The sequence below is a fragment of the Enterobacter sp. SES19 genome, assembly GCF_011765665.1.
In the GTDB taxonomy this organism is placed as follows: Bacteria; Pseudomonadota; Gammaproteobacteria; order Enterobacterales; family Enterobacteriaceae; genus Enterobacter; species Enterobacter pseudoroggenkampii.
The window spans coordinates 1,466,774-1,479,725 of sequence record NZ_CP050320.1 but is presented as its reverse complement, the minus strand read 5'-3'; the positions used below and the strand labels follow the sequence as shown (position 1 = coordinate 1,479,725).

Genomic DNA, 12,952 nt, shown 5'->3' with positions numbered 1-12,952 from the left:
ACTTATGACAACCCTGAATCTCAATACCCTCAGCGAGCGCATTAAGGCGCACAAAACGGCGCTGGTGCATATCGTTAAGCCGCCGGTCTGTACCGAGCGCGCGCAGCATTACACCGAAATGTACCAGCAGCACATGGACAAGCCGATCCCGGTCCGTCGCGCCCTGGCGCTGGCCCATCACCTGGCCGAGCGTACCATCTGGATCAAACACGACGAGCTGATTATTGGTAACCAGGCAAGCGAAGTGCGCGCCGCACCGATTTTCCCGGAATACACCGTCTCCTGGATTGAGAAAGAGATCGACGATCTGGCCGATCGCCCGGGCGCGGGCTTTGCGGTGAGCGAAGAGAACAAGCGCGTCCTGCACGAGATCTGCCCGTGGTGGCGCGGCCAGACGGTGCAGGACCGCTGCTACGGCATGTTTACCGACGAGCAGAAAGGCCTGCTGGAAACCGGCATCATCAAAGCCGAAGGCAACATGACTTCCGGCGACGCACACCTGGCGGTGAACTTCCCGCTGGTGCTGGAGAAAGGTCTCGACGGCCTGCGCGCTAAAGTGGCCGAGCGCCGCTCGCGCATCAACCTGACGGTGCTGGAAGACCTGCACGGCGATCAGTTCCTGAAGGCAATTGATATCGTGCTGGAAGCGGTGAGCCTGCACATCAAACGCTTCGCCGATCTGGCGCGCGAGATGGCCTCAACCGAAACCCGCGAAAGCCGCCGCGACGAGCTGCTGGCGATAGCAGAAAACTGCGACGTGATTGCTCACGAGCCGCCAAAAACCTTCTGGCAGGCGCTGCAGCTGTGCTACTTCATTCAGCTGATCCTGCAGATTGAGTCCAACGGCCACTCCGTTTCCTTCGCGCGTATGGACCAGTATCTCTATCCGTACTACCGCCGCGACGTGGAGCTGAACCAGAGCCTGGACCGCGAACACGCCATTGAGCTGCTGCACAGCTGCTGGCTGAAGCTGCTGGAAGTGAACAAGATCCGCTCCGGCTCGCACTCCAAGGCTTCCGCCGGTAGCCCGCTGTACCAGAACGTCACCATCGGCGGCCAGAAGCTGGTCAACGGTGAGCCGATGGACGCGGTGAACCCGCTCTCGTACGCGATTCTGGAATCCTGCGGTCGTCTGCGCTCCACCCAGCCGAACCTGAGCGTGCGCTATCACGCGGGCATGAGCAACGACTTCCTCGACGCCTGCGTGCAGGTGATCCGCTGCGGCTTCGGAATGCCGGCGTTCAACAACGACGAAATCGTGATCCCGGAATTCATCAAGCTCGGCGTTGAGCGCGACGACGCCTACGACTACGCGGCCATCGGCTGCATCGAAACCGCGGTGGGTGGCAAGTGGGGCTACCGCTGCACCGGCATGAGCTTTATCAACTTCGCCCGCGTCATGCTGGCGGCGCTGGAAGGCGGGCGCGACGCCACCAGCGGCAAGGTGTTCCTGCCGCAGGAGAAAGCCCTCTCAGCCGGTAACTTCGACAATTTCGACGAGGTGATGGCGGCGTGGGATACCCAGATCCGCTACTACACCCGTAAATCCATCGAGATTGAGTACGTGGTGGACACCATGCTGGAGGAAAATGTCCACGATATTCTCTGCTCGGCGCTGGTGGACGACTGCATCGAGCGCGCGAAAAGCATCAAGCAGGGCGGCGCGAAGTATGACTGGGTCTCCGGCCTGCAGGTGGGCATCGCCAACCTCGGCAACAGCCTGGCGGCGGTGAAGAAGCTGGTGTTCGAACAGGGCGTCATCGGTCAACAGCAGCTGGCGGCCGCCCTGGCGGATGACTTCGACGGGCTGACCCACGAGCAGTTGCGTCAGCGCCTGATCAACGGCGCGCCGAAGTACGGCAACGACGACGACAGCGTGGATATGCTGCTGACCCGTGCCTATCAGACCTATATTGAAGAGCTGAAGCAGTACCACAACCCGCGCTACGGCCGCGGCCCGATTGGCGGTAACTACTACGCGGGCACCTCCTCGATTTCCGCGAACGTGCCGTTTGGCGCGGCGACGATGGCGACACCGGACGGACGTAAGGCGCACACGCCGCTGGCGGAAGGGGCAAGCCCGGCTTCCGGTACCGACCACCTGGGTCCAACGGCGGTCATCGGTTCCGTGGGTAAACTGCCTACCGAGGCGATTCTCGGCGGCGTGCTGCTGAACCAGAAGCTTAACCCGTCAACGCTGGAAAACGACAGCGATCGCCAGAAGCTGATGGTGCTGCTGCGCACCTTCTTCGAGGTGCATAAGGGCTGGCATATTCAGTACAACATCGTCTCGCGCGACACGCTGCTGGAGGCGAAGAAACATCCTGACCAGTATCGTGACCTGGTGGTGCGCGTCGCAGGCTACTCGGCGTTCTTCACCGCCCTGTCGCCGGATGCGCAGGACGATATTATTGCGCGTACTGAGCATACGCTGTAACGGTGTATCCCCTCTCCCTTGAGGGTGAGGGGGAAATACGCACGCTGATGCCCTCACCCCGGCCCTCTCCCACGGGGAGAGGGAGAAAACACTAAAAACGGCAACCTCGGTTGCCGTTTTGCTTTTACTTTCGAATGAAATTAAATTTGTGCTCCCCGTCACCTTGTTATTAGAATGTTTCAAAACGCAGTGACCCAGGAGCACAGTATGACCGTTAAAGTTATCGTCACCGATATGGACGGAACTTTTCTTGATGATGCCAAGCAGTACGATCGTGACCGCTTCCAGGCACAGTTTGAACAGCTTAAAGCCCGCGGCATTGAATTCGTTGTCGCCAGCGGCAACCAGTATTACCAGCTCATCTCCTTCTTTCCGGAGCTGAAAGACAGGATCTCCTTCGTGGCGGAAAACGGCGCGCTGGTGTTCGATCGCGGGGAGCAGATTTTTCACGGCGAGCTGACCCGCCATGAATCGCAGATCGTCATTGGCGAGCTGCTGAAAGATAAAGGGCTGAACTTCGTGGCCTGCGGGCTGGAGAGTGCCTACGTGAGCGACAAAGCCCCTGAAGCGTTCGTGGCGCTGATGTCAAAGCACTACCACCGCTTAAAGCGCATCAGCGATTACCGTGAAATTGACGACGTGCTGTTTAAGTTCTCCCTGAACCTGCCGGACAGCGATATCCCTAATCTGGTGGATAAGCTGCACGTCTCCCTGGACGGCATCATGAAGCCCGTCACCAGCGGCTTTGGTTTTGTCGATTTGATTATCCCCGGCCTGCACAAAGCCAACGGCATCAGCCGTCTGCTGAAGCGCTGGAAAATCTCCCCGCAGGAGTGCGTGGCCATTGGCGACAGCGGCAACGATGCCGAGATGCTGAAGCTGGTGAAATATTCCTTTGCAATGGGCAACGCGGCGGAAAGCATCAAAGAAATCAGCCGCTACAGCACCGACGACAACAACCATCAGGGCGCGCTGAACGTTATTCAGGCCGTGCTCGACCACCACTCCCCGTTCGACGCCTGATCCTCTCCTCGCCGGAGCCTGGCTCCGGCTTATCACTCTTTTTCCGTCCTGTGGCTTGCGTCAAGTTTTTAAACTTGCATTAACTTAATTTTAACTTAAAGTATCACTTATAGACATTTTTACTTTCGAATGAAAGAGGCGAGGCAGTTATGACCTTTACCAGTGAAACTTTGCCGGCGGATCACAAAGCGGCAATCCGTCAGTTGAAACGTGAGCTGCGTGCGCAGATCGGCGACGTGCAGGCGGTGTTCAACAAGCTCAGCGATAAAATTGCCACCCGCGTGGCGGAAATCAACGCCCTTAAAAACAAAGGCGAATCCGTCTGGCCGGCGATCCCGTTCGCGGATGTAAAAAACGGCACCATTACCGACGCGCAGCGCGAAGCCGTTAAGCGCCGCGGCTGCGCGGTGATTAAAGGTCATTTCCCGCGCGAGCAGGCGCTGGCGTGGGATCAGTCGATGCTCGACTACCTCGATCTGAACAAGTTTGACGAGGTGTACAAAGGGCCGGGCGATAACTTCTTCGGCACCCTGACCGCTTCCCGTCCGGAGATTTACCCGATTTACTGGTCGCAGGCGCAGATGCAGGCGCGCCAGAGCGAAGAGATGGCGCAGGTGCAGTCGTTCCTGAACCGTTTATGGACATTCGAGAGCAACGGCAAACAGTGGTTTGACCCGGACGTGAGCGTGATTTATCCGGACCGTATCCGCCGCCGTCCGCCGGGAACCACCTCGAAAGGACTGGGCGCGCATACCGACTCCGGCGCGCTGGAGCGCTGGCTGCTGCCGGCTTACCAGCAGGTCTTTGCCCGCGTGTTTGACGGCAACGTCGAGAAATACGATCCGTGGAACGCCGCGCACCGTACCGAAGTGGAAGAGTATACCGTCGATAACACCACCAAATGCTCGGTATTCCGCACCTTCCAGGGCTGGACCGCGCTGTCGGACATGATCCCCGGACAGGGGCTGCTGCACGTGGTGCCCATCCCGGAAGCGATGGCGTACATTCTGCTGCGTCCGCTGCTGGACGACGTGCCGGAAGACGAGCTGTGCGGCGTGGCGCCGGGGCGCGTGCTGCCGGTTTCCGAGAAGTGGCACCCGCTGCTTATCGAGGCGCTGACCAGCATTCCGGCACTGGACGCGGGCGATTCCGTGTGGTGGCACTGCGATGTGATCCACTCCGTCGCGCCGGTGGACAATCAGCAGGGCTGGGGCAACGTGATGTACATCCCCGCCGCACCGATGTGCGAGAAAAACCTCGCCTACGCGAAAAAGGTCAAGGAAGCGCTGGAGACCGGCGCGTCGCCGGGGGATTTCCCGCGTGAGGATTATGAAAAGAGCTGGCAGGACCGCTTTACCGTGAACGATCTCAACATCCACGGCAAGCGCGCGCTGGGCATGGTCTAACTGTCGTACAGCCCTTCCCGCTCCACGGCGGTGCGTCGTTTCCCCTGACGTATCCGCCGTACCGAATCCCGCACGGTCAGCGTTCCGTTAAGCAGCAACGTCCCCACCGGCGCGTCCGGGCGCATCAGCCGCTGCTGGAGCATGTGTACCGCTTCGGTTCCCAGTTCGTCGCGGGGAACGTGCACGGCCGTTAATGGAACATCCTGGATCGCCGCCAGGTTAAACCCGTCGATGCTCATCACCGACACGTCCTGCGGCACGCGCAGACCGTGGTTTTGTAATGCGCTGATGGTGCCCGCCGCCATAAAGTCGCCGCCGACCAGAAACGCGGTAGGTAAATCTTTCCCCTGCACTTCGCTGAGCCAGCTGCTGACCGCCTGTTCCGTTTCGCGCGCGCTGAAGCTGGGCACCACCAGCAGATCGCGTTTATCGCTGAACGTCAGGTTGTGGGACTGCCACGCGTCGCGGATCCCCGACAGGCGCAGCTCCATGGTGTAGCGACGCAGGCACAGCACGTTCATCACCTCACGGTGTCCCATCTCGAACAGGTATTCCGCCGCCCGCTCGCCAATGGCGCGGTGATCCGGCGCAACGGCAGGCAGACGCATGTTCCGGTCGCGGCAGTTAATCAGCATGCAGGGTTTACCCACATCCACCGCCAGATCGTGAATGTGGGGATCGTCGATGCCGAGAAGGATTGCCGCCTGAGTATCCGGTTCATTCATGCGCGCCAGAAAAAGCTGGGCATCGCTGTCGTTCTCTTCCAGCGCGCAGTAGCGCAGGCGCACATCGTGGGATGCCAGGCCTTTACTCACGCTCTGGATCACGCGGTAGTAAAAGATGTCGGACCGCTCGTCGAAGGCGCGCTGGGGGGCAAAAACCACCAGGCTATTGAGCAGCAGCCGTCCCGCCGCCATGCCCTCCATCACCCCCAGCTCCCGCGCGCACGCCAGCACCTTTGCGCGCGCTTTTTCGCTGGTATTCGCTTTCCCCGCCAGCACCCGAGACACGGTGCTGATCGAGAGCTGCGTACGGGCGGCGATTTCGGTGATTTTTAGCCTTTTGTCCATTTTGTGATCTGGCTCCATTTGCGAAATGAAAAAATTTTCATAGCGTATCCGTCAGGCAATAACTGACATAAATGCCATCATGCCAGAGTGGTTGAGTCAGTTATGAGAAATTTTGCACAAAATCCACTATTGCCCACTCATTTTCTCCCTTAAGGTGAACTTGTCACACAACTTCCATACTAGTTGTATACCAACTTAAGCAGTTTAAACGGATAGAAATCAAAGGCATAAAAATCTGTGTGACACCTGAACCTCCGTCCCCTTACCGTCCGTCTTGTGGAGAGTAAAATGAGTCAGGACATCAATAACACCGTTGCGACAAGCAAAACCCGTCGCGTCATCAAGAACCTGCGCTGGTACGTGCTGGTGCTGTTCTTACTTGGCGTCACCGTTAACTACATCACCCGAAATTCGTTAGGCATTCTTGCCCCCGAGCTGAAAGAGAGCCTCGGGATCACCACCGAGCAGTACTCCTGGATCGTTGGCGCGTTCCAGATCGCCTACACCATTTTCCAGCCCCTCTGCGGCTGGCTGATTGACGTGATCGGCCTGAAGATTGGCTTTATGGTCTGCGCCGGGATCTGGGCGCTGATGTGTATTTTCCACGCGGGCGCCGGAAGCTGGCTGCACCTGGCTATTTTGCGCTTCTTTATGGGTGCCTCTGAGGCCGCCGCTACCCCGGCTAACGCCAAAACCATCGGTGAATGGTTCCCGAAATCAGAACGACCTGTTGCCGCCGGCTGGGCGGGCGTGGGCTTCTCCATCGGCGCGATGCTGGCTCCGCCAATCATCTACTTTGCTCACGCCTCGTTTGGCTGGCAGGGGGCGTTTATGTTTACCGGCGTGCTGGCGCTGCTGTGGGTGATCCTGTGGTGGGCGTTCTACCATAACCCGGAGCAGCACCCGAACCTGAGCAAGGACGAGCTGGCGTTTATCAAGCAGGATAACGAACCGCCTGCCGTCAAACTGCCCTTCCTGACCGCGCTGAAAACCGTCTCGAAAAACAAACGCTTCTACGGTATCGCCATCCCGGCCTTTATGGCGGAACCCGCCTGGGCGGTGCTAAGCTTCTGGGTGCCGCTGTACCTTGCCAAAGAGCACGGCATGGACCTGAAGCAGATTGCGATGTTTGCCTGGCTGCCGTTCCTCGCCGCCGACCTCGGCAGCGTGGCGAGCGGCTACCTGACGCGTCTGTACACCCGTCTGTTCGGCTGCTCCCGCGTTAACTCGGTCGTCGCCAGCTCCGTGACCGGCGCGTTCCTGATGATCTCGCTGGCCATCGTGGCCATTACCCGCGACCCGTATATCACCATCGTGCTGATCTCCATCGGCGGCTTCGGGCACCAGATCATCTCCTGCATGCTGAGCGCCCTGGTCGTGGAGTCCTTCGACAAAGGCCAGATGGCAACCGTCAACGGCATGCGCGGCTCGGCGGCGTGGATCGCCAGTTTCCTGTTCTCGCTGTTAATCGGTGTGACCGCCGACAAAATCGGCTTTAACCCGCTCTTTATCGCCATGGGCTTCTTTGACCTGATTGGCGCTGTCTTCCTGGTAGCATTTATTGCTGAACGTCGCGCCAAGCGCGCCTGATAGTGGATGTATTGCATATGAAAACCCTGAAAAACTGGACCGTTGATATTCAGTCAGCAAACCATCTGGAACTGCTGGTCGATAACCAGCACCGCCTGTGCCTGTATGTGCTGGAAGAGAACCTTTTCCGCGTGCTGATTAAGCGCAAAGGCGAGCTGGCGCTGGACCGCACCTGGAGTATCGCTCCGGAAAAAGACGTGCCCTGGGAAGGCCGCCGTCGTGACGACATAAGCGGTTTCTCCTGCCCGGCCTGGAACCTGACGCAGCAGGGTGAGACGCTAACCGTGGCAACCGAACAGCTGCGCGTGACCGTCCACCAGCCGCTGTGGCTGGAGTGGCACTACCGCAATGAGGCGGGCGAATGGCTGCCGCTGGTCAATGACCGCCCCACCAGCGCCTACCTGCTGAACGCCCACGGCGACGGCGTAGCGCACTATCTCAGCCGTCGTAAGGACGAGCGTTTCTACGGCCTGGGCGAGAAAGCGGGCGATCTGCAGCGCAACGGTAAACGCTATGAGATGCGCAACCTCGACGCAATGGGGTACAACGCGGCCAGCACCGACCCGCTCTACAAGCACATCCCGTTCACTATCGCCCGCCGCGACGACGTCAGCTACGGCCTGTTCTACGACAACCTGAGCAGCTGTTGGCTGGATCTGGGTAACGAAATCGACAACTACCACACCGCCTATCGCCGCTGGCAGGCGGAAGCGGGCGATATCGACTACTACATCTTTACCGGCAGACGCGTGCTGGACGTTACCAAAGCCTTCGTGCGTCTGACCGGGAAAACGCTGTTCGGACCGAAATGGAGCCTGGGCTACAGCGGCTCGACCATGCACTACACCGACGCGCCGGATGCGCAAAACCAGCTGATGAACTTCATCCGCCTGTGCGAAGAGCACGCCATTCCGTGCGACTCGTTCCAGCTCTCCTCCGGCTATACCTCCATCAACGGCAAGCGCTACGTCTTCAACTGGAACTACGACAAGGTGCCGCAGCCGAAGGTAATGAGCCAGGCGTTCCACGACGCGGGATTGAAGCTGGCCGCCAACATCAAGCCGTGCCTGCTGCAGGATCATCCTCGCTATAACGAAGTGGCGGAGAGCGGCCTGTTCATTCGCGATTCAGAAACCGATGCACCCGAACGTTCCAGCTTCTGGGATGACGAAGGCTCGCACCTCGACTTTACCAACCCGCAGACGGTGCAGTGGTGGCAGAACGGCGTCACCACGCAGCTGCTGGAGATGGGCATCGACTCCACCTGGAACGACAACAACGAATATGAAGTGTGGGACGGGGAAGCCCGCTGCTTTGGCTTCGGTAAGGAGATCGCCATCAAGCACATTCGCCCGGTCATGCCGCTGCTGATGATGCGCGCCTCGCTGGAAGCGCAGCAGCGCTTTGCGCCGGAAAAACGCCCGTATCTGATCTCCCGCTCCGGCTGCGCCGGGATGCAGCGCTACGTTCAGACCTGGAGCGGCGACAACCGCACCAGCTGGGACACACTGCGCTATAACATCCGCATGGGGCTGGGCATGAGCCTGTCGGGGCTGTTCAACGTCGGCCATGACGTGGGCGGTTTCTCCGGCGACAAGCCGGACGCCGAGCTGTTCGTGCGCTGGGTGCAGAACGGCGTGATGCATCCGCGCTTTACCATTCACTCGTGGAACGATGACCACACGGTGAACGAGCCGTGGATGTACCCGGGCGTCACCCCAGCCATTCGCGGCGCGGTTGAGCTGCGCTACCGCCTGCTGCCGTATCTCTACACCCTGCTATGGCAGGCGCACGCCGACGACGAGCCGATGCTGCGTCCGACCTTCCTCGACCACGAGCACGATGCGCAGACCTTCGAAGAATGCGATGACTTCCTGCTGGGCCGCGACCTGCTGGTCGCCAGCGTCGTCGAAGCCGGGCAGCGCGAGCGCCGCGTCTGGCTGCCGGATAACGACACCGGCTGGTATGATTTTTACACCCACGCGTGGTATGCGGGCGGCCAGTCGATCGTTCTCGACGCGCCGCTGGAAAAACTGCCGCTGCTGGTGCGCGCCGGAGCCGGTCTGCCGCTCAGCGAGCGCATCACGCATGTGAGTGCCGAAAAAGATACGACCCGCGAGCTGAAGCTGTTCCCGGTGAAAGGTGTCGGCGCGACCTCCGGGCTGCTGTTTGAAGACGACGGTGAAAGCTGGGGCTATCAGAACGGCAACGCGCTGTGGGTGGAATGGGAAATGGTGTGCGATGGCGCAACCATCAACCTGAAGGTCAACGCGCGCGGGGATTATCGTCCGGCGTGGAAGGCGCTGAAGGTGTCATTACCGGCGGGGGAAAAACGTACGCTGCGGGTGAACGGGGTTGAAGGGATTGAGTGGGTGCTGTAGTGCGGCCTGATGCCCTCACCCTAACCCTCTCCCACAGGGAGAGGGTATAGAACGTAGGCCGGGTAAGGCGAAGCCGCCACCCGGCATTTTTTTAGTTCTCGATACCTTTGCTGCGCAGGTAATCTTCGTAGTTACCGGTGAAGTCCACCACGCGCTCTGGCGTAATTTCGATCACGCGGGTCGCCAGCGAGCTGACAAACTCACGGTCGTGAGAGACGAAGATCAGGGTGCCCTGATACATCTCCAGCGCCATGTTCAGGGATTCGATAGATTCCATGTCCAGGTGGTTAGTCGGTTCGTCCATCACCAGGATGTTTGGTTTTTCCATCATCAGCTTGCCGAACAGCATGCGGCCCTTCTCGCCACCGGAGAGCACTTTAGCCGGCTTTTTGATGTCGTCCTGGCTGAACAGCAAACGACCCAGAATGCTGCGCACCGCCTGCTCGTCGTCGCCTTCCTGCTTCCACTGGCTCATCCAGTCAAAGACGGTCAGGTCATTTTCGAACTCGTACTCATGGTCCTGCGCGTAGTAACCAATCTGCGCGTTTTCGGACCATTTCACGGTGCCGTTGTCCGGTTGCAGTTCGCCGACCAGGGTTTTCAGCATGGTGGATTTACCCACGCCGTTAGCGCCCAGAATGGCAATCTTCTCGCCCACTTCCAGCAGCAGGTTGAAGTTTTTAAACAGCGGGCCTTCATCGAAGCCTTTGGTAAGGGCTTCCACTTCCAGCGCGTTACGGAACAGCTTCTTGTCCTGTTCGAAGCGGATGAACGGGTTCTGACGGCTGGAGGCTTTAACCTCTTCCAGCTTGATTTTATCAATCTGACGCGCGCGCGAGGTTGCCTGACGCGATTTAGAGGCGTTGGCGCTGAAGCGGCTGACGAAGGACTGCAGGTCAGCAATCTGCGCTTTCTTCTTGGCATTGTCCGCCAGCAGACGTTCACGCGCCTGGGTGGCCGCCGTCATGTATTCGTCGTAGTTGCCCGGATACACGCGCAGCTCGCCGTAGTCCAGATCCGCCATGTGCGTACAGACCATGTTCAGGAAGTGACGGTCGTGCGAGATGATGATCATGGTGCTGTCGCGATCGTTCAGCGTCTGCTCCAGCCAGCGGATGGTGTCGATGTCCAGGTTGTTCGTCGGTTCGTCGAGCAGCAGGATGTCCGGGTTAGAGAACAGCGCCTGAGCCAGCAGCACACGCAGCTTCCAGCCTGGCGCGACTTCGCTCATCGGGCCGTAATGCTGTTCAACCGGAATACCCACGCCCAGCAGCAGCTCGCCCGCGCGCGCTTCCGCAGAGTAACCGTCCATCTCGCCGTACTGCGTTTCCAGGTCGGCCACTTTATAGCCGTCTTCTTCGCTCATTTCGGCCAGCGCATAGATGCGATCGCGCTCCTGCTTCACTTCCCACAGCTCCGCGTGCCCCATGATCACGGTGTCGAGCACGGTGAACTCTTCGAAGGCGAACTGATCCTGACGCAGCTTACCGATGCGCTCGTTCGGATCGAGCGACACGTTGCCGAGGGTCGGCTCCAGATCGCCGCCGAGGATCTTCATAAAGGTGGATTTACCGCTACCGTTGGCACCAATCAGGCCGTAACGGTTGCCGCCGCCAAATTTGACGGAAATGTTTTCGAACAGCGGCTTACTGCCAAACTGCATAGTGACGTTGCTGGTAACTAACACGGGGAGATTCCTGCGAAAAGTGTGATAAACACGGCATTATGCCACAATTCCGAATTGAGATCCCGCGTTGCAACCATCCACTAAACTTTAACAAAATCGAAAAAAATGTGATTTCGTACACATCTGAATTCCCTGTGAGCGGGAATGCACATATAATGCGCTCCCATCACAGATTCAGACTTATCAACTCATCGCCTGAATGGCTTAGATACCTCGCACAACATGAACATGAAATTAACAGCGCTTTTTGCGGCGGCGTTAGCCGTAGTAGGTTTTTGTAAGACCGCGTCTGCGGTGACGTATCCCCTGCCGACCGACGGAAGCCGTCTGGTGGGTCAAAACCAGGTGGTGACGGTTCCTGAAGGTAACTCTCAGCCGCTGGAGTATTTCGCTGCGCAGTACCAGCTGGGCCTGTCTAACATGCTGGAAGCGAACCCGGGCGTTGACCCGTACCTGCCGAAAGCAGGTACCGTGCTGAATATTCCTCAGCAGCTGATCCTGCCGGATACCGTTCATGAAGGTATCGTGATTAACAGCGCCGAAATGCGTCTGTACTACTACCCGAAAGGCACCAACACCGTTATCGTGCTGCCAATCGGTATCGGCCAGCTGGGTAAAGACACCCCAATGAACTGGACCACCAAAGTTGAGCGTAAGAAAGCGGGCCCAACCTGGACGCCGACCGCCAAAATGCACGCAGAATACATCGCGGCGGGCGAACCGTTGCCAGCCGTTGTACCGGCAGGCCCGGATAACCCAATGGGCCTGTACGCGCTGTACATTGGTCGTCTGTATGCGATCCACGGCACCAACGCCAACTTCGGTATCGGCCTGCGCGTGAGCCACGGCTGCGTGCGCCTGCGTAACGACGACATCAAATTCCTGTTCGAAAACGTGCCGGTCGGTACGCGCGTGCAGTTCATCAACGAACCGGTGAAAGCGACCTCTGAACCAGACGGCAGCCGCTACATCGAAGTGCACAACCCGCTGTCCACCAGCGAGGACCAGATCAACAACAACGAAGTCGTTCCTGTTACGCTGAACAGCGCGGTGCAGGCGGTGACGTCTCAGCCAGATGTCGAAACGGCGATTGTTGACCAGGCCGTGCAGAACCGCTCCGGTATGCCGGTGCGTTTGAACTGATTACGCTGAATCAATAACGTATCTTATAAGACCCCGTATTATCGGGGTCTTATTGCACTGTAATCTCCATCACGCTGACCCTTTCTGAACAGCTATTACTGCCGTAAGTGCCTTTCTTGCCATTTTCTGCTAACCCAGCGGGGTTACATCTAATCCTCTAAGTGTTATGATGCGCCCACTTATAAAATCAGTTTTATCTGCTTTTATAAGGTCTT

Annotated in this window: 8 protein-coding genes; 6 read left to right on the top strand and 2 right to left on the bottom strand. The window is 58.6% G+C overall.

Annotated features, from left to right (window positions below; all coding sequences use genetic code 11):
* Positions 1-4 precede the first annotated feature (4 nt).
* The 3 genes from GXP72_RS06950 to GXP72_RS06940 all read left to right on the top strand — a co-directional run bounded on the left by GXP72_RS06950 (position 5) and on the right by GXP72_RS06940 (position 4,866).
* Positions 5-2,437, top strand: a complete 2,433-nt coding sequence (locus tag GXP72_RS06950) for a formate C-acetyltransferase/glycerol dehydratase family glycyl radical enzyme (RefSeq protein ID WP_208763647.1) — start codon at positions 5-7, stop codon at positions 2,435-2,437.
* 207 nt (positions 2,438-2,644) lie between these two features.
* On the top strand, positions 2,645-3,460 hold the full coding sequence (locus GXP72_RS06945) for a Cof-type HAD-IIB family hydrolase (protein ID WP_090417640.1): 816 nt from the start codon (positions 2,645-2,647) through the stop codon (positions 3,458-3,460).
* Positions 3,461-3,609: 149 nt separating this feature from the next.
* Positions 3,610-4,866, top strand: a complete 1,257-nt coding sequence (locus GXP72_RS06940; RefSeq protein ID WP_090417642.1) for a DUF1479 domain-containing protein — start codon at positions 3,610-3,612, stop codon at positions 4,864-4,866.
* Here the strand turns inward: GXP72_RS06940 and GXP72_RS06935 are convergent.
* Entirely contained in the window at positions 4,863-5,936 is a 1,074-nt protein-coding gene (locus GXP72_RS06935) for a LacI family DNA-binding transcriptional regulator (RefSeq protein WP_090417644.1), read from the bottom strand. The genes GXP72_RS06940 and GXP72_RS06935 overlap by 4 nt on opposite strands.
* Positions 5,937-6,224: 288 nt before the next feature.
* Here GXP72_RS06935 and GXP72_RS06930 point away from each other — a divergent pair, with 288 nt between their 5' ends.
* Together GXP72_RS06930 and GXP72_RS06925 are read left to right on the top strand one after the other, a co-directional pair.
* Positions 6,225-7,526 (top strand): MFS transporter, encoded by a 1,302-nt coding sequence (locus GXP72_RS06930; RefSeq protein ID WP_024908695.1) that lies wholly within the window; start codon positions 6,225-6,227, stop codon positions 7,524-7,526.
* Positions 7,527-7,543: 17 nt separating this feature from the next.
* Positions 7,544-9,907, top strand: coding sequence for a glycoside hydrolase family 31 protein (locus GXP72_RS06925; RefSeq protein WP_208763646.1), 2,364 nt, complete (start codon positions 7,544-7,546; stop codon positions 9,905-9,907).
* 91 nt (positions 9,908-9,998) lie between these two features.
* Here the strand turns inward: GXP72_RS06925 and GXP72_RS06920 are convergent, their stop codons facing one another.
* Positions 9,999-11,594, bottom strand: a complete 1,596-nt coding sequence (locus GXP72_RS06920) for an ABC-F family ATPase (protein ID WP_024908697.1) — start codon at positions 11,592-11,594, stop codon at positions 9,999-10,001.
* A 222-nt stretch (positions 11,595-11,816) separates the two neighbouring features.
* On the opposite strand from GXP72_RS06920, the gene ldtB reads away from it, so the two are divergent.
* The gene (gene ldtB / locus GXP72_RS06915; protein ID WP_024908698.1) at positions 11,817-12,737 is read left to right on the top strand and encodes a L,D-transpeptidase; all 921 of its coding nucleotides are present in this window, start codon (positions 11,817-11,819) and stop codon (positions 12,735-12,737) included.
* The last annotated feature ends 215 nt before the right edge of the window (positions 12,738-12,952 follow it).